17 protein-coding genes are annotated in these 18,457 nt (G+C 36.6%); all 17 read right to left on the bottom strand.

The features are described from left to right. Position 1: 1 nt before the first annotated feature. The 17 genes from VZD24_RS11060 to VZD24_RS10980 all read right to left on the bottom strand — a co-directional run bounded on the left by VZD24_RS11060 (position 2) and on the right by VZD24_RS10980 (position 18,445). Positions 2 to 1,699: a hypothetical protein gene (locus tag VZD24_RS11060; protein WP_279448103.1), complete on the bottom strand. Its 1,698-nt coding sequence runs from the start codon at positions 1,697 to 1,699 to the stop codon at positions 2 to 4. After that, positions 1,683 to 3,359 carry an McrB family protein gene (locus VZD24_RS11055; RefSeq protein WP_279448102.1) on the bottom strand — a complete coding sequence of 559 codons (1,677 nt, stop codon included), beginning with the start codon at positions 3,357 to 3,359 and terminating at the stop codon, positions 1,683 to 1,685. The genes VZD24_RS11060 and VZD24_RS11055 overlap by 17 nt, the downstream gene beginning before the upstream one ends. Further along, entirely contained in the window at positions 3,356 to 4,612 is a 1,257-nt protein-coding gene (dcm, locus tag VZD24_RS11050) for a DNA (cytosine-5-)-methyltransferase (protein WP_279448101.1), read from the bottom strand. The genes VZD24_RS11055 and dcm overlap by 4 nt, the downstream gene beginning before the upstream one ends. Next, positions 4,602 to 4,928, bottom strand: a complete 327-nt coding sequence (locus VZD24_RS11045; protein ID WP_279448100.1) for a helix-turn-helix domain-containing protein — start codon at positions 4,926 to 4,928, stop codon at positions 4,602 to 4,604. Before VZD24_RS11045 ends, dcm begins: the two co-directional genes overlap by 11 nt. Positions 4,929 to 5,052: 124 nt before the next feature. After that, a complete protein-coding gene (locus tag VZD24_RS11040; RefSeq protein WP_279448099.1) occupies positions 5,053 to 6,867 on the bottom strand; it encodes a DUF3987 domain-containing protein in 1,815 nt (604 codons plus the stop codon). A 3-nt stretch (positions 6,868 to 6,870) separates the two neighbouring features. Continuing rightward, positions 6,871 to 7,791 carry a BT4734/BF3469 family protein gene (locus VZD24_RS11035; RefSeq protein ID WP_279448098.1) on the bottom strand — a complete coding sequence of 307 codons (921 nt, stop codon included), beginning with the start codon at positions 7,789 to 7,791 and terminating at the stop codon, positions 6,871 to 6,873. Beyond that, the gene (locus VZD24_RS11030) at positions 7,778 to 8,074 is read right to left on the bottom strand and encodes a helix-turn-helix domain-containing protein (protein ID WP_269353724.1); all 297 of its coding nucleotides are present in this window, start codon (positions 8,072 to 8,074) and stop codon (positions 7,778 to 7,780) included. Before VZD24_RS11030 ends, VZD24_RS11035 begins: the two co-directional genes overlap by 14 nt. Continuing rightward, positions 8,071 to 8,370: a helix-turn-helix domain-containing protein gene (locus tag VZD24_RS11025; RefSeq protein ID WP_269353725.1), complete on the bottom strand. Its 300-nt coding sequence runs from the start codon at positions 8,368 to 8,370 to the stop codon at positions 8,071 to 8,073. The genes VZD24_RS11030 and VZD24_RS11025 overlap by 4 nt, the downstream gene beginning before the upstream one ends. Before the next feature lie 158 nt (positions 8,371 to 8,528). Continuing rightward, on the bottom strand, positions 8,529 to 9,482 hold the full coding sequence (locus VZD24_RS11020) for a DUF6617 family protein (protein WP_279448097.1): 954 nt from the start codon (positions 9,480 to 9,482) through the stop codon (positions 8,529 to 8,531). After that, positions 9,482 to 10,576 carry a phage integrase SAM-like domain-containing protein gene (locus VZD24_RS11015; RefSeq protein WP_279448096.1) on the bottom strand — a complete coding sequence of 365 codons (1,095 nt, stop codon included), beginning with the start codon at positions 10,574 to 10,576 and terminating at the stop codon, positions 9,482 to 9,484. The genes VZD24_RS11020 and VZD24_RS11015 overlap by 1 nt, the downstream gene beginning before the upstream one ends. After that, positions 10,576 to 10,926 (bottom strand): helix-turn-helix domain-containing protein, encoded by a 351-nt coding sequence (locus tag VZD24_RS11010; protein ID WP_279448095.1) that lies wholly within the window; start codon positions 10,924 to 10,926, stop codon positions 10,576 to 10,578. Before VZD24_RS11010 ends, VZD24_RS11015 begins: the two co-directional genes overlap by 1 nt. Before the next feature lie 242 nt (positions 10,927 to 11,168). Continuing rightward, the gene (gene mnmE, locus VZD24_RS11005; protein ID WP_342687623.1) at positions 11,169 to 12,563 is read right to left on the bottom strand and encodes a tRNA uridine-5-carboxymethylaminomethyl(34) synthesis GTPase MnmE; all 1,395 of its coding nucleotides are present in this window, start codon (positions 12,561 to 12,563) and stop codon (positions 11,169 to 11,171) included. 949 nt (positions 12,564 to 13,512) lie between these two features. After that, the gene (locus VZD24_RS11000; protein WP_279448093.1) at positions 13,513 to 13,845 is read right to left on the bottom strand and encodes a helix-turn-helix domain-containing protein; all 333 of its coding nucleotides are present in this window, start codon (positions 13,843 to 13,845) and stop codon (positions 13,513 to 13,515) included. A 4-nt stretch (positions 13,846 to 13,849) separates the two neighbouring features. Then, the gene (locus VZD24_RS10995) at positions 13,850 to 14,188 is read right to left on the bottom strand and encodes a type II toxin-antitoxin system RelE/ParE family toxin (protein ID WP_279448092.1); all 339 of its coding nucleotides are present in this window, start codon (positions 14,186 to 14,188) and stop codon (positions 13,850 to 13,852) included. Between the two features lie 211 nt (positions 14,189 to 14,399). After that, on the bottom strand, positions 14,400 to 15,443 hold the full coding sequence (locus VZD24_RS10990) for a T9SS type A sorting domain-containing protein (RefSeq protein ID WP_342687622.1): 1,044 nt from the start codon (positions 15,441 to 15,443) through the stop codon (positions 14,400 to 14,402). A 174-nt stretch (positions 15,444 to 15,617) separates the two neighbouring features. Continuing rightward, a complete protein-coding gene (locus tag VZD24_RS10985; protein WP_342687621.1) occupies positions 15,618 to 17,630 on the bottom strand; it encodes an ATP-binding protein in 2,013 nt (670 codons plus the stop codon). Then, complete coding sequence (locus VZD24_RS10980; protein ID WP_342687620.1) at positions 17,630 to 18,445, bottom strand: alpha/beta fold hydrolase; 816 nt, start codon at positions 18,443 to 18,445, stop codon at positions 17,630 to 17,632. The genes VZD24_RS10985 and VZD24_RS10980 overlap by 1 nt, the downstream gene beginning before the upstream one ends. Positions 18,446 to 18,457 lie beyond the last annotated feature (12 nt).

Here is an 18,457-nt window from a genome sequence, read left to right as displayed (position 1 = left end):
TTTAATTTTTTATAGGAAGAGTTTCAATAAGTTCAAAATGTACCGCATTCTCTTTAATAAAACCTTCTAAGATTACATCTTCTGCGTGTTTTGCAATAATCAATTTACCATCAATGGTTGTGATACATTTACCGTTGAGTGTTTTAAAGTTGTCTTTTATGTAATCATCCTTTTGCTTGCCGTCAATGTTGGACTGATAGAACGTGAATTGACTTAATTCAGGGTCATTGAAGTAGTCTATAAATCCACTTCTAAAAATATTTTTCACTTCCAGTTGGAACTTTTTCAAATTGGCTGGATTGTAAGCCGTGTATGCTTTTAGAACAAAAAGGAAGTTGATAGAATATTGATGTACAAACAGGGTATCGCGGTCGAAAAGTCTATGTTGCCAATGGTATGAGCACCGCGGTTTATCTGATTTAGGTTCAATTTGATGATTAGTAAAATCGTCTTTGGCCGTTATATGACCATAGATAAAAAAATTAGGAGTAATATTATAACCTTCCGTCAAGTCATCGCGATAAACTATTTGGTCATTATAAAACCTATTTTCTTTATTCCATAAATCTATGTTGTACTGAATGATATTCTTTGCGTAGGTAATCTGTTTGTATTTGGATAGACTACCTGCTTCATTATTTGGCTTGTAATATTTAGAATCACCTATGTAAAAGATATTGCTGCGGTCAATAATGGATTGGTCTTCATAAATATGGTCTATGAGCTTCCCATCCTGATTCTTCTTTAGGTGCTGTATGGATTCATCGTTTGCTACTGTATCAGTAAACAATTTGTCAATCATATCTTCAAATATGATGTTGTAGTTATTCACGCAGAGATATTCTTCTTTGTCTTTTTTACTACTCGCCTTACTGTTATTGGAAAAATAAAGTTCGCATAGCTGATACATTCTTCTGAGCGTATCATTGAAATACCGATATTTAATTTTACGCAACTTGGTCAATCCATATTCATCTAAGCAGAGTTGGTCAAATTTGTAACCAGTTATAAGTTTATAAGACTTATCAATCTTTAGATTAAGCTGATGTGCGTTATTGAGTTTGTTGAGAATTGAGAAGTAGTAGGTAATCAGTTCTTCTTCTAAATTGCGCACCTTCTTTTTATTGCGAATACCTAAATAAACTGGCGTACCAGATGCAGTCATCAATGGTAATGCCTTACGCACCGTTCTTTCCCATTTTGGCTTCGTTATCTTATTGGTTACCTGCTCAATGTGATGCTGTAAGATGAAGTTTTTGTTCCTTTTATAGAAATTTGTAAAGGCTAAAACAATGTCGAGATATGAATAGTTATTGCTGCCAATATTTGTGTTTAGTTCAAAAGTTTTAGATGGATTGAGCAGACTGTTCTTTTCCCATCTGCGGTTGTATTCAATAAGACTATTGTAAAAATATATAGATAGTTCGCGCAACCATTGTAGGTCCCGGTCGTGTTTGACGGAAGTATCCTTAAGCGTATCGTATAACTCCTGTGTATTTAAACCAAATATGGTAGTCGTACCATCTTTCATAAAAACCTTTGGTAACATAAATACCAATTCGTTATTTTTATAAGAGTGGTAGTATCCAACCGATTTGATTACTCCTTTGTTTCCAGTCTGTTTATAGAATTTGAAGTCGTCAAAGAGGGCTTCCAGCTGCTTAACCGGATATTCTTGTTCCTCAATTAATAACTTCATCTTGTTGTTCTTCTTGACCGTTTTGTGGGTGTTCTTCTATTTCTACATCAATGCGCTTAAGTAATGCTATAAGTTTGTTTAAGCCATTAGATTTTATAGGGAAATAACTTTCATAAGCTTCATTTTCGGCAAATACATCATTTTTTTCATCTTTAAATACATCATTCCAGAGGTAGAACAGGACTTTATTTACAAAGGCTTCCAAAGTGATTACACCATCTGCGTTGGGCTTAATGAAATAATTGCCGATACATTTGTCCATACCAAGTGTTGGCTGGTTTTGAATATGTTCCGTATTTATTTTTGAAATAAAATCATTCCAGCTAAAACTTCTATTGTCATCAAGCTGTACGGAATAGGAAAAGGATGGATTCGGTTTATCTTCTTCTGTCGTCTCGCCATAGCAAATAGGTATATACTCCCAATCCCACCGTCTTTTAAATGCACTGTCCATAGGGAATAGTGATTGGTCTGACGTGTTCATCGTGGCATATATGTATAAATTTTTTGGCAATTTTAGTCCGTCTTTAAGTCCCTCGTGTCCTGCTCCCAATTCTTCTTCTAAATGCTTTTGAAACTCCTCAGATGGTGTAACCGTATAATTAGCATCACGGTCTAAAAGTTGAAATATATCTCCAAAAATTTCCGCACAGTTGCCGCGATTAATTTCTTCAATTGCCAAATAATACTTATTCTCAGGATTAGCATCTTTCCACGCTCTAACATATATATTAGCGAAAGCTTGTGGGACGAACTTATACTGAATATCAAAACTTTCATCCTCCTTCTTTACGGAAACAGGCTTGTAGCCACCGACAAAAGAAGCGTAGTCAAAATCCGGATGGAAGGTAATGCGCTCCTTTTGCTCTTGCGGGACACTTTTAAGTATTTGTTCAAGCTTATAGGATTTTCCTGTGCCAGGGGCACCGTAGAAGATTTTGTTATTCATATTTTTTGATAGGTTAAAGTTCTGAATATCAATTTTAGGATAGTATTGGTCTAAGTCAAACTTTGTAAGTAATAGTAATTCCTGAATAGACATTGCAGAATATAAAGGTTGAATGAATGGTCCTCTTGACAATTCGCCAGGATGACTTTTGACCAAGAAAGAATTACTGTCAAAACTTATAGTAGCAGCATCTGTGGATAATCCAAAATGTTGTTTATAAACTTTTAAAAATGTTTTTGCCGAATATTCAGGTGTGTTAACGTCTATGACTAAACTGCCTGGGTTGTAATAGAATAATTCATCAAAAACCTTTTGCGGTAGGCGAAGGCTGTTTTTTAATTTTAGAACGAGTTCCTTACCATCAGGGGTACTTTCAAAATTTTCATTCTTAAATAGAAATACAGCGAGGTCAAGTAAGTTAATCTGTTTTTCATTATTTAATTCAAATAGCTTATCAACCCAATTTTGAGATAATCGAAAATACCAATAGTCAAGATTGGGGTATTCTTTAATTTTCTCACCCAAATAGAATTGCTCCTGAAGATAACTTGCTAAAATATTAATTGGAACCCTATAAGTTTGATTAGGCTGAATAATGCCACTCACATCTGAATTGATAAAAACGGAGAGTAGTCCAATTATCTGATTATTAATGTGCCCGTCCAAGTTTTTATAGCTTTGCAGGACGGTTTCAAGACTTAGTTTGCTCATAGATATTTTTTCATTTCTTGGATTATAGCTTGAACTACTGGAACTGATACACTATTGCCTAACTGCCTATAAGCCTGATTATCGGAAACAGGAAAATCATATTCATCGGGAAAACCCTGTAAACGTTTTGATTCCAGTATAGATAATTTCCTGCCCAAATCCCAAAGTTTAGGTACACGATTGGCAATAATTGTAGGTGAATATGAATTTAACGTACAATAAAAGGCTTCTTGTATTTGAGTTTTTGACCTGTCTCCTACGTGAAATCTTAATGAACCGTCAGCTTTTTGAAATGAATAGACACCGTGTTTACCTTTTTTAGTATTAGGTTCATATTTGGAATTATCGTGTTTTACGCGCTCTACACCGTTTCCCACGTTTTTAAAATGAAAATCAATTCTTTCCATTTCAAATTGAGATAATGCTAATAAAGGGCTTTTTTCGCTGAAATCAATTATTTCTTTCAGAGCAGGTTTATTCGCTTTACCAACTGGAAATTCAAATATTATCGGATTTATTGAACCAACACAATACCATCTTTCCCTCATCTGTGGTAACCCAAAGTCATAGCTTTTTAAAATTTCCCATTTAATATGATACCCTATATTCTCAAGGGATTCGAGTATTATTTGCAAGGTTTTTCCTTTATTCTGTGACATTATACCTTTTACGTTTTCAAGTAGAAACATCTTAGGCCTTTTTTCCTCAAGAATTCTAAGAACATCGAAAAACAATGTTCCTCTTGTCTTATCTTTGAAGCCTTCATTTCGTCCAGAATAACTAAAAGGTTGACACGGAAATCCTGCAAATAAAATATCGTGGTCTGGAATTTCACTTGCGCTTATCTTAGTTATATCACCAAATGGAATCTCACCAAAATTCTTTTCATAAGTGAGCATTGCATATTTATCCCATTCAGAGCTAAAAACACATTTTCCATTATTCTCCTGAGCACCTATTCTAAATCCACCAATGCCAGCAAATAGGTCAATAAATGTAAAATCAGGATTTTCTGGACCTGGAAAAGGTATATCCCATTTTATAGGCAAATAAGGAATACTTGAAGGTTCAAATGCGGATAAAATATCTAAATCATATTCTTCTAAATAATTCAATGCATTAGCTCTAAAAATATCTTCATTAGAATTCTGAAGAAAATGGGTAAAATTTGCTAATTCTGTAGAATCAGAATTAAGTCTTTCTAAATTAAATCTTTTTCTTATGGTAGAATATTTAAGCATTTTATATTTCAAGTTTAGTCTGTTCAGCCGTTTTAACTTTTATGTATTTAATCTTTTCCTCTGCAAGTCTTAGTGTACTTTCATTGCAAGAGTTTTCTATCAATTCGTTAGCAATTTTCTCTGCAAAAAATTCGGTTTTTAAAATTTCTAAATCGAGATTAAAAACCTGAGCCACTATTGGTAGATATCCAGCATCTAAAATTCTCTTACCATTCTCAATTTTACTAAGTGCTCCTGAATCCATTCCCAATTTCGCACCCATTTGAGTAAGAGTAAATCCTTCGGATTTACGTAATTCTCGCAAATATTCTCCAATTCCTTTTTTCATTTTGAATTTTTTTTCTTGAAAATAAAATCTTGCTCAAAATAACAATTATTTTTTTACAGAATAAAATATGCAAGGAGATATTTTTGAAAACAGGATATTAAGGAAGTAGAGGATATTGAGGATGCTATTTCTTAACATCCTCAATATCCTCATTTTCCTCATTAAGGAGATTTAAATAGTTGTCCTGTTGTTCGCGATGAATGAGATTTGCCTTTATAAAACTCGTAATATAACCTTCAGCTGTTTTCGCTGGAATTTTCAATTCTTTGGCAACTTCTAAATATATCTGCCGGTTGAAGTGTTTTGGTAGATTGTGGAGAAATTTTTCCTTTCTGTTTTTGCGGGAGGGTTTTTGTTCTTCTTCTGGTAATTCACTGAATACTTTACTTGAGTGAACTACCAAAACTTTAATAATTTCAAGCGAAGCTTGAAAATCCCTTTCTTCGCAAACTAATTTGTTTGAAATATCTCCTGTCTCCAGTATCCGCAAAGCGGAAAACAACATACAGAACCTATAAGCGATTAACCCTAATCTGCGAATAGTGGCCATATAATCCAATCCTTGTAGCGTGATGTATTTGCCTTGTATTTTACTAAAAAATGAATTGAATTGTTCTTGCTGGTCAACCGTAAGATTGAATTGAAATTCTCCATTGCTTTTGAGTAATTTATAGAGTTCGTAGAACTCATTCCCTAAGGTTTCAAAGTAATCATCGAGACCGTTGTCGGTGGTGCTCGCAAATACATTTTTCCAAACAGGATTTATATTCATATAGTAAAAAATGAAACGGCTGAATAAGCCGTTTTCAGCATTGGGTATCAATGCCGAAACTTGTTTTGGGGTTCCCGAAAGCACCGTAGAAAGGCAAGGATTTTCAATGTCCACAAATTCGCGGTCGGTTCTGCGGTAATAGGAAATAGTTTCGTGATGGAAGGCTTTTCTGAAACCATCGCTGTAATTGCCGTAATCGCTTTTAAAGGCGTGCGCTAAGGTGTCTCCTTCGGTTTCAAAAATCAGTCCTTTGCCATCGCTGTCTCCCAAAAGCTGGTAGGCTCCTGTAGAACTATTATTTGCTGGAATGAATAGCATTTTTTCAGGTGGTTTGGAGGGTTTTTCGACACCTTCTTCCTTGCCTTTTTTGGCATTATACTCTGCTAAATCCAACTCGTAGTGCTGTTTGTGCAATTTGGCTTCTTCGCGTAATTCTTTGTGAATGGGATTTACCAATTGGCGGCAATGCACCATACGGCCCTTACCTGCTGAAGCTTGGGCTGTAACAAAAAGAAAGAGATTGGAGAATACTTTTTTACCGTCATAAATGCTATAGACTTTTGGTAAACAAGCACTGATTGCGACCAGGGAACCTAACAGCAAAATATCCCTTTCTTCATCAGAAGTTGCGATAGCAACGACCTGTTGTAGAAATTGAGGAAGTTCAGGATATAGAGATTTTGGGAACGTTGGCATTTTTTCCCGTGTTCGTTCTTCTGAATGAGAATTTTGTTGTTGTTCATTTATCCGATGCTTGCGATTAGCAAGCGAGGAAGCACTGGTGTGTGAAGATTGCGTCGCAATCGAAACTCCCGCTTGTTTGGCAAGAAAGAAGAAACTTTTGAGGGATACGCCTTGACCTTTGGACTTTAGGCAATTGTCAAATTGCTTGTCGCATTCTTTTGAATTGTAGCCGGAATAGTATTGGCTGACCCTGTGGAACAGGTTTCTTCCAGTTTCTCCAAATTCATCCGCGAAGGCGAAGCCTATGTTAATCCAGTCGTTATAATTTGGGGCAATATCAATTTGATTTGCCTCTATGTTCTGGATGATTTTTTCAACATCTGAATTATTGTCTGTAACTGGTTGTGGTTTCTGTTCTGTAAGTTGCTGTTGTTGGGTTGGGTTTTCCATCCAATCCAACGGATTAAACGTTTTTTTCTGCATAACTTATAAATATTTTGGATTGATAAAAACATTAGGGTCGTGTGGTAAAAAACAGGCTCTTGAAATGTCTTTGCCCGATACGTCCACTTCCAAGCTGTATGAATGCTGGATGTAGTTGGCGGCCGCTTTAAAGAAATCTTGGTGTTTGACTTTGGTTAATTCAATAGGGATAACCCACTTTAGGCCATCACCGGAAGGTGATGTAAAAAGAAGTTCGGTTTCAAAGTATTCATCTTTGAGCAAAGCTTCCCTTAAATTGGAAATATCTTTGAGGTGGTCAAAGTCAATAGTTAAAAGTCCCGAATGCTTTTTAAGGTCCTTATCGTTTCGTTTTGAGAACAATCCGGAAAAGGTTACATAATCGAAATGAAACGCCTTATACTTTCGGGCTTTTTTCACGTCTTGAATTTTGCGAAGTGTACTTGTACACGAAGCAAAATCATCTCCTTTGATGAGGTGGAACACCTCAACCAAAGAGGCTTGCCGATTTGGGATTATATTGGTTACAGGTTTTTGAAAATAGCTGAACACGGGCGAAGCCTGTGTTGCGATTTCGGGAAACTCGACCGCGGGTTGGAATTCTTCTTGATTGTAAAAACTGTTCTTTTGACCAATACGTAGATGCAGTGCTTCATTCAATTTTATCAATAAATCCTGTTCTTCTAATGTTTTAAAGTGATACGATGCAAACTCAAAAATATCTCCTTTAAAATCAGTTAGTTCTGTGTCATAGTGTTGGGCAACATTATCAACAATGTTTATTTGTAATGTGTCCTTTCCTCCATTAAATGGGTTTCGGGTTATCCCGCAGTCCCTTCCCTTTAGGGAAAGGACTGATTCAGGATAATACTGCCGTAGGATGTAGGCATAAACTTTTAACCCATAATGCGTTTTGTTTAGAATTGCTTCTTTACTTATTTCCATCGCATTTGAAATTTGGGTTATAATAATGGTCTTGCAAAAGCTTCTCAATGTCGGATACCTTGTAATAAAATTTACCGCGTATCCGGCTAAAGGGAATAGTACCATTCGTCCGGAGCGTTTGCAGGGTTCGCTGACTTATGTGTAGCATTTGCATTACATCTTGATTGTCAATCCACGTATCTTTTAGGCGTTCTACTCTCGTTGCCCTGGTAATATCGATACGTGTTTTTAGGTCCTTAATCTCTTGGGAGAGTGCCAAGAGCAAATCGATTATCTCTGTCATAGCTTTACCCTCCCTTTTTTGATTAGATAATTAGCTGCTTGTTTATCGATTTCATCTTGTGTGGTATTGCGGTTACGCAATAACCACTCTTCCAATTCGGCACGGTTGAAATACAATTTTTTACCGTTGGGTTTGTAATGAGGAATACTGCCGGCACTCGTAAGTTTATACAGATGCGATTGGGATAATTCCAAGTACTTACAAGCTTCATTGAAGTTGAGTACATTCTTCAGAATGATGTTCTGGTCTAATACGTGTTTCTCGATTATTTCGAGTCTTTTTAAAATTTCGTCCATTGCTATTATATTTTGGAATAGATAAATGGACAATTGGCCAATTGTCATTCTTGGGTTTCAAGAACAGGACAAAGGTTTAAAAAGAGTAGGACGATTTTAGTAAGGGTGTAAGCTAAGGGTAAGGTAACAGTAAGATTTCTTACTATTCTTACTGTTTTTTATTGCAGTTGTTGGATTATTTTATCAATCTCTTCCTTTTCTTTCGTGTTATGAACTTTGTTTTTGTAGAGATTATTCGCTTTTAACGGTACACCAGTTAGGGTAATGAACTTGTTGGAGCGCTCAATTGAGGCGGGTTTAAGATTGGTGAAAAAAGGATTCAGCTGAGAAACAATGTAGCTGAATTGAGTAGTTTCACATTCAAGATAAATTTTATAATCCAACTGATTGTAATCTGATGATATTAAAAGTTGATATAGCTGTTCAACATTTGTTTCAATTTTCAGCAAATCAATTTTCAGCTGTAATTGTTGGAGAACTTTGAGTAAAATGGAAGTGTCTGTTTTTGTGAAATTAAAGGAGGTCTTTGTATTTCTAATCGTCTTGGAGCTACCTTTTTCTACAGTTAAAACACTTTTCTTTTCCTTTTTACAAATACTGTCAGTTCCAAAATCAGGGTCATTGAAATATTTTTCGGCTAATTCTGGAATAGTGTAAGCGGGATTGGTTGAATATTGACCGTATTGCTCCTGCAGTTCGGCATATAATCGGAGCGCGGAAATTTTTAGGTAGTGGATAATATAATTATCATCGGTTCTTAAATCATCATCAATCTGTCTGTTTTCAATATAATAGGCGATGTCTTGTAAGTATTTTGTGAATTTGTTTTCGAAGATACCGTAAGCGAATTTATTTTCTTCCATAATGGCATTAGAAGGAAATTCCTCAAGAAATGACTGTATTATTTTTTCTGTTTCATTACGGATTACTTGCTGATAATATTCCTTTTTACTGTTCAAAGGACGCTTGAACTTTATTTCAAAAGCAGCATTGGAAGCCAAAGACACTTTATCTATATGAGTTAAAAGCAAGGTGTACTCGTGCTCTGTTTTATTGTCTCTATGAATTCCTCTCGTTATAGACACCAGGGATGAAAAAATATTACCACTCATTATAAGTCAAGTTGAATTTTGTTAGCTGCTTCTTTCTTCTTTTCATCAATAACCTTGGCGTAAATCTGTGTGGTTCTTAATTCTCTATGGCCAAGAAGTTTTGATACGGTATAAATGTCGGTACCTGCCGAAAGTTGTAAAGTAGCGTATGTATGCCGAGCGCAATGAAAGGTAATGGTTTTGGAAATGCCGGCTTTCATCATCCACTGCTGTAATTTTAGATTATGCCACGCTGAATATTTTAACCCTTTGAATACTCTTTCATCCTTATCTTGACGTTCTCCAAGCAAGCCGAAGGCTTGGGCGGAGATAGGAAGCGTTTCTGCTCCTTTAGTTTTCTTTTGTCTGAAACGTATGTAATAACCCATTTCATTGGAGTGTTGAACTTCTGACCAAAGTAGTTTATTTATGTCTGACCAGCGTAATCCAGTTAAGCAAGAAAATATGAAAGCTGTTTTCATTTGTGGAATTTCACATTCCGCTTTAACCGCAGCTTGAAGTTCTTCAAGGGTTAGGAATTCGCGCTGAGGTTCGCCTTGCTTAAAACCATCAATTCCTTCTGCCGGATTGGTGGGAATGATGCCGTCTTTAACAGCTTGTTTCAATGCCGCTCTAAGTTTATTGAAATATGAGTATTTGGAGTTTTGGGAAAGACTTTGGTTGCCTTTCGTTTTTACTTCCTTATCCAGGAACTCTTTAAAGCCTTGGACAAACTCTCTGTTTACTTCCGAAAAAGTAGTATCCCAAGGAATGTAGGATTTTAAGTGCTTTAGCATACTGTCCCAATTGCCGTAATTGCCGGTGCTGTCTTTTCTTTTTTCAGTCAGTAGCTCAATGTAATTGGTGAAGCTGGCTTTTAGTTTTTCGTTGTCCCTGAAACCATATACACCGTTTTGGATTTCGATTTGTCGCTGGGCCCGAATGGTTTCTGCTAACTGCAAGGTCTTCTTGTTGACTTCTTTCGCTTCTTTGGTTTTGGCCGCGGGGTCAAGGTAGAGTTTAAGGTATTCGGCTTTGCGTTTACCTTTGTGGTAATAATCCAAGTATAAACTGGTTTTACCACCTTGATTGCGTTTTCTTAGTGTTACCTTCATTATTGAAAAAGTTTATCGATTTCGGTTCTCTGGATAATGGTACGTCTCCCAATTTTTCCGGCTTTTATGTTTCCGCTCTTAATCTGACGATATATCGTCATTCGGCTTGTACCTAATAATTTGCAGGTTTCATCTATACTTAAGAAGTCCTTGTCCTTTAATTGCTCTTGATTGAATTCCATTCGTTGAACACTTACTGGAGCCACTTGCTGGATTTTCTCATCTCGCTTGCGTTTTTTGTAATTTCTCGAGGCGCATTTGTGACTACAGAATTTGGTTACAGTAGTTCGGGCGATAAATGAATTTCCGCAATCTTGACAAATTTTACGTATTTCGATGTTGCTGCTCATTGTATAATCTTTTTAGGCTTGTTTCTGTCACTGGAGGTATCTGGAAATATCAGTATGTATCTGTATGTAACATCATTTCGCCACGGTCTAAAAAATCTGTTGTTAGCAACAGATTTGTTGCTATTAGCAACAAATTAGAAACAAATATAAGCAATAAAAAGGAAAATTAGCAACAAATAAAGGAAAGAAAAACGCTCTAAGAGTAAGAAAAAGAAGGGTTTAGGGTAGCAAGGGAAATGTAATTACTTTCCGATGCAGAAATTGGCAAATATATTTCCCAGTAGCTCGTCATTGCTGATTTCACCGGTAATTTCACCAAAATAATATAAGGCTTGCCTAATGTCAATAGCCAACAAATCGCCGCTTAAACCGCTGTTAATTCCTTCCTGTACCTTGTTTATTTCCTCCAATGCTTTTAACATGGCATCGTAATGCCTACTGTTGGTAACTATAGTTTCGTTATTGCGAAGCGCGCCAGTATTTACAAATTCAAGCAATTTATCCTGTAGCTCTTTCACGCCCATAGCTTTTTTGGCCGATAATAAATGAAGACTACCAATCGCTGCCTGTAGCTTTTCAATCTCTTCTTCTGAAAGCTTATCAACCTTATTGGCTACAATAATTAAGTTTTTTAACGGGTATCTGTTTCGGATTTTTTCTATTTCAGATTGAACATCTTTATAAGCTACCCCTTGAGAGGAGGGCGACGCATCAAAAAGATAAATAACTACTTGTGCGGCCTCAATCTTTTCAAAGGTTTTCTTGATGCCCAAACTTTCAATAACATCGGCCGTATCGCGAATTCCTGCCGTATCTATAAATCGAAAACCTATGCCGTCTATGGTAATTTCGTCTTCTATCGTATCGCGGGTCGTACCTGCAATGTCACTTACTATGGCACGCTCTTCGTTTAACAATACGTTTAGTAAAGTAGATTTTCCAACGTTGGGCTCGCCGACAATAGCTACGGGAATACCATTCTTTAATACATTGCCTGTTGCAAACGAATCCAACAATCGCTTTAATACCAAACTTATCCTCGTAATAAGTTTCTGAAACTCCTCCCGATTTGCGAATTCAACATCTTCTTCCGCAAAATCCAGCTCCAACTCTATAAGCGAAGCAAAGTTCAATAGCTCCTCGCGTAGTTTTTTTATTTCTGAAGAAAAGCCCCCACGCATCTGTTGTATCGCCAATTGGTGGCTGGCAGCACTATCGCTGGCTATTAAATCTGCCACAGCTTCCGCCTGACTCAAATCCATTTTGCCGTGCAGAAATGCGCGAAGCGTAAATTCCCCCGCCTGTGCCATTCGGCAACCTTTGCGCAGGCATAATTGAATGATTTCCTGTTGGATGTAATTACTGCCGTGACAAGATATTTCAACCACATCCTCGCCCGTATAACTATTCGGGTTTTTAAAAATGGTGGCCAGCACCTGGTCTATAACACGTTCCCCGTCTATTATATTTCCAAGGTGAACGGTATGGGTGTTTTGTTTTGAAATATCCTTGCCTGAAACCGATTTAAATAGTGAGGCGGCAATAGGTAATGCCTCGGGGCCCGAAAGCCGTATTACCGCTATTGCTCCTACGCCCGCAGGTGTTGCCATTGCAACTATGGTATCTGTGTGTGTCATGGATTGCAAAGGTAACATTACTTTCCACAAGTTTTATAAGTTTAAGATAGCCACAATAAAAAAAGGAGTTGTAAGAATACCACCCCTTTTACCTTGTTTGCATATACTATCTTATTCGTAAGCCTGTCAATTCCTTTCCTCCTTAACTTTACTCTATAATCTTCTAAAAATCATATATATCAAAAAGTTTAGATTAGTGTATTTAAAACTCATTTTGGTGTAACAAACTGCCCCATCGGGGCATCATATGGGTAGAGAAACACCACCTCTAGCAACAAAATGTCCCGTAGGGACATAATATGCCTTTCCAATCCCAAATGGAGTACCAAAAAAACAACTGCCCCAGCAAAGCAGAATATAGGTGAAGAAATATCATGCCCATAACAAACGTGCGGTAGCTAAATAAAATGCAATGTTCAGCTAAATACCTAAAACAAACTGCCCCATCGGGGCAGCATATGGGTAGAGAAACGCCACCCCTAGCAACAAATGTCCCGTAGGGACATAATATGCCTTTCCAATCCCAAATTGAATACAAAAAACAACTGCCCCAGCAAAGCAGAATATAGGTGAAGAAATATCATGCCCATAACAAACGTCCGGTAGATATATAAAATGCAATGTCCAGCTGAATACCGAAAACAAACCGCCCCAGCGGGGCAGCATATAGGTAGAGAAACGCCACCCCTAGCAACAAAATGTCCCGTAGGGACATAATATGCCTTTCCAATCCCAAATGGAGTACCAAAAAAACAACTGCCCCAGCAAAGCAGAATATAGGTGAAGAAACATCATGCCCATAACAAACGTCCGGTAGATATATAAAATGCAATGTCCAGCTGAATACCGAAAACAAACCGCCCCAGCGGGGCAGCATATAGGTAGAGAAACGCCACCCCTAGCAACAAATGTCCCGTAGGGACATAATATGCCTTTCCAATCCCAGTGCTTATGCCACTGTAAACTCCAATTCGTTCATTTCTACGCTGAATTTTACGTTGGCCTTTAAAGCTCCAAATACTTTTAAAATGGTTTCAATAGTCACATTTTTCGTATTCCGTTCCAATTTTGAAATTTGGGATTTCTGAACTCCAATTAACTCTCCGAGTTGTTCTTGTGTCAATTTTCTTTCTTTCCGAACCAACTTTATCATATCACCCAAGACTTCCATTTTTAAGTCGAACTCGTATTTATCGCGCACAGGTGTTCCAATCTCTCCCAAATCCTTATCCTTCATTTGGTCAAGGGTCATCATTTTCATCTTTTTCTTTTTTGCTTCCATATTTCTATTCTTTTTGGGTAAAATATTCCGCCATAATCTTTTTCGCTTTTTCTATATCGGCTTTTGGAACTTTGTCCGTTTTCTTTATAATTCCATGGGTCGCCAAGACTAGTGTTTCAGTTTTGTCAGTTTTGTCCCAAAAGGCGAGGAGTCTGTATTGAAGTCCAATATATTTTGTTCTAAATTCCCAAATCTTATCTTCTAATTTTTTAAATAGTTCAGGATCATTAGTCAGCTTGGCTTTGTCTATATTATAATAAACCTTCTTTTTTGACTTTGGGTCAATTTTAGCCATAAAGTCAATCGCTTGTTCAAGAAAAACGACTTCAAACTTTGGTTTCATTCGTTTAATGCATCCATTTTAATAGACAAATATAAATCAAAAAGTTGTATTATATGGAAACTTATGTTTCTTAATTGCAATATTGGTAACATTTGGATAGAGAATCACACCCATAACAAACGTGCGGTAGCTAAATAAAATGCAATGTCCAGCTAAATACCTAAAACAAACTGCCCCATCGGGGCAGCATATGGGTAGAGAAACACATCGCCTATTTTTTTATAAACTTAGCCATAGCTCCGTGCTCAGTTCTCAAGAAATAGCTACCGCTCGATAGGTTCGAAACATCTATTTTTTCCTTCGGATTAATTGTACCTGTACCTACTTGCGATCCATCAATGGCATAAATAATATAATTTGTCGTTTCCCGTAGATTGGAGATTTCAATAAACGCCGACGTCGGATTTGGAAACAGGGTAATACGGTTTGCATTAAACTCCATTACGCCCAATTGCAACTCCATTTTTACTATTCTATTGGCTCCCCTTTCCATAATAAAAAGCGTATTCCCCCAAATTTCTATATCGGTGGGTTTGTCTATGCCTGTTACAACATCCTCCGCCGTACCAGAACCAGCGGTAAGATTTTTTATAGATACCTTATTCCCAATATATTCTGCCATAAATAAATTGTTTCCCACAATACGTATCCCCAGCGGTCTTTGAACTCCGGTTACCACATCTACCGGTTGGGTTACCCCACTTGTAACATCCACTTTTGAAACCCGATTGGCCTGTCCTTGTCCCATATACAGTATATCTCCCTGTAGTGCCAAACCAGTGGGACTAAAATTTACATTGCTGGTAGCAACCAAAACCGTGGTGGGGTTGGGGTCGGTTACATCAAATTTATTGACCACATTGTCATTGGCATCTGAATAATACATAGTAGTTCCAGAAAGATAAATCGTTGCAGGGGTATTAAGCCCATCAATAACGGTTTCTTTCGTTGGGTTGGGATCGGTGAGGTCTATCTTTGAAATTGATCCCGCATTAAATTCAGAAAAATATAGGGTATTGCCATCAACAGTCATTCCTACCACACCATTTAAACCACTTAATACCGAAATAGGTGTTGGAGAGTTCTCCGTTACATCTATCTTAAAAATTTCCGATCCTGTGCAATAATACAGTGTATTGCCGTCAAGAAGTAATCGTGAAGGGTCGTTAATTCCGGTTACCACATCGGTTACTTGGGCGGGGCAGATTAAAATGTTTAAAAATAAAACAGCAATAAAGGTGTACAATGTTCTCATAATTTGTCAATTTTAGTTAATACTTCTCCTATACGATCGGAACAAACCAAAAATGTCATCACGAAAACTCTTCTTCTTACATAATTTTAATAGAATAAAGTGAAAAAAGGAAGAAGTGGCCCGCTATAGTAAGAAATAAGTGCTGAAATATATTAGTGAAATATACAAAAGAGACTATTTGTTTTTAGCCTTTTTTAAACCCTCAAATATGATTGCAAACTCTTTATTGCAATCGTCAATAGCCAATTTTAAATTCGTATCGCTATCATTGGTCGCAATTAAGTCTTTACACTTCTTCATTAATGAAGTTAATTTCTCGGCTTTTATGTAATACAATGTCATTGTAGATTGATGGATAAGACTTTCTAATCCGGATACATCTTTATTCTTTAAAGCGGTTTTAAATTCACCTTCATAATCCTTTATGGCTTTTAGCGAACTTTTTATAAACTTTCTTAGGTACTTCGGGTTGTTATTAGCCATTTTCTGGTATCGCTCCAAACTAAAACTTTCCTCAATTGTAGTGTTATCCACAGGCTTTAATTCTTTCGCATACTTTTTAGATAAGGTGGCAGTCTTCATCAAACTTTTTCGCTTTTTCTTCCCTTTTGCTTGCTTTAAGGTTTTATACATCTTTAAAAGATCGAAAAGTTCTGTTGGTTGAAAAGGTTTCGGCAGGTGGTCGTCTATACCAGCTTTAATAAGTTCGTTTTGCACTTCACCTTTTGTAGTTGCCGAATATGCAACAATTACAGGCTTTTTAGAAAGTTTTAATGCTCTAATTTTTTCCGCAGTTTGATACCCGTTCATTTTTGGCATTTGTAAATCGAGTAATACAATATCTACACTTTCTTTCTTTAAAATAGATAAAGCCTCCGTGCCACTTTTAGCTGTAACATATGAAATACGCCATTGATCCAGATATTGAGCCGTAATAAAAATGTTCACATGGTTATCGTCAACTATTAAAACCTTATAATCGTCAAAACTTACGTCGTCTTTTTTATTGAGAAGTTGTGCGGTTTTATTGACTTTCTTTTTATCAATCTTATAATTTAATTCAAAACTAAAAGTTGATCCTTTATTGAGCTTACTACTAACGTGCAACTGACTGCCCTGAAGTTCGAGTAGTTTTTTACTAATGGTAAGTCCCAAGCCTGTTCCGCCATATTCTACACTTACGTCGTAACTTGCTTGGGAGAATTCTTGGAAAATGGTTTCAAGTTTTTCTTCCGGTATGCCAATGCCAGTATCGGTAACTTCAAATTTTAAAGTAACTTGTTTTTTTACTTTCTGAATTACACTTATAGCCACTGTAATAGCTCCCTTTTTAGTGAATTTTATAGCATTCCCGATAAGGTTGGTAAGAATCTGATTTAATTTAACGGGATCGCCAATTATATTTTGAGGAACATCTTCTGATAATTCTAATCGCAATTCAACCCCTTTTTCTGAAGCCTTTACCGAATATATTTGTTTTAAAATGGTAATGAGTTCATTCAAGTTAAAAGAAACGTATTCCAATTCTAGCTTCTTTGCTTCAATCTTACTTAAATCCAATAAATTATTTACAAGGCTGAGCAAATGTTCTGAAGAGCCTAATAGAAGTCGAGCGTATTCCTTTTGGTTTTCGTTTAATGGAGTATTGTGAAGTAGATTGCCAATACCCAAGATAGCATTTAATGGGGTGCGAATTTCGTGACTTATCGTAGCTAAAAAATCTGCTTTTGCTTTGCTGTCGGCTTCGGCTTTTCGCTTTGCTTCCAATAGCTGCTTTTCGTACTCCCTGCGGTCCGAAACATCTAAAATAGTCGCCTGAAATGTAGCTTCATTACTTTCTTTCGCAGGTATTTCCCTTACATTAATTAAAGCGTGAAAATTACTTTTATCCTTCCGCAACATATCAAAATACACTTCGTGGATAAAGCCTTGCATTTTAATCAAGGGAAAAAAGTGTGTTTCAAAATATATTTTTCCACCTACTTTAAAAAAACTTGGAAGCGTACGAACATTAACAATTTCATCTTTTTTAAAACCTAGCCAATGGGCCAGGGTATTGTTCATAGCAATAATTAACCCATCGTTACGAAATACAACTGAACCGCAAGGTGCATTTTCATATAAGTCTAAAGCTGCCTTTAAACGAATAGAATCTGTTTGCTTTAACGAACTATAGTTTTTGTCCACTAAGGATTATTTTCTAGAAAATTTATCATTGCTTCTGCGGTTTCTTCGGGGGCGCTTAAATTAGGACAGTGCCCCGTGGCTTTTAAAATTTTAAGGGTGCCATCTTTAACGGTATTTGCCACGTATTTTCCAACTTCAGTAGGCGCAATTACATCTTGCGAACACTGCAGTATAAGGCAAGGATGCGACACTTTTTGTAAATCCTCCCGATTGTCTGATAGAAAAGTAACTCGGGCAAAATTTTTAGCGATTTCAGGGTCGGTATTACAAAAACTATTACTTAATTCTTTCCCTAATTGGGGTCTGTCTTCGTTGCCCATTATAACGGGTGCCATATTTTGCGACCACCCCAGATAGTTACTGTCTAAAGCCTCTAAAAGTTCATCGATAGATTCCTTATCGAAGCCGCCAATATAGTTTTCTTTATTGATGTAACAGGGCGACGGACCTATTAAAATTAATTTTGAAAATAGGGAAGGTGCCTTAATCGAAGCTAACATTCCAATCATTGCACTAACCGAATGCCCTACAAATATTATATCTTTTAATTTTAAATGCTCGCAAATTGCAAGAACGTCGTTGGCGTAACTCTCCAGCGAATTGTACTTTTCATTGGTATATGCCGAAATATCCGAATTTCCAGCACCTATATAATCAAATAAAATAACCTTATACTTCTCTTGAAAGTAAGGGTAAACAAATCGCCACATATTTTGGTCGCAACCGTAACCATGGGCAAATACCATGGGTTGAGTACCTTTTCCCAAAATACTTATATTAAACGCTTGATCAATATCTTTAAATTGGTTGGTCATAATATGTAGGTT

Source organism: Aequorivita flava (genome assembly GCF_038742595.1).
Lineage (GTDB): Bacteria > Bacteroidota > Bacteroidia > Flavobacteriales > Flavobacteriaceae > Aequorivita > Aequorivita marisscotiae.
The sequence above is the reverse complement of the archived record's forward strand: the minus strand, read 5'-3'. Positions and strand labels throughout refer to the sequence as shown.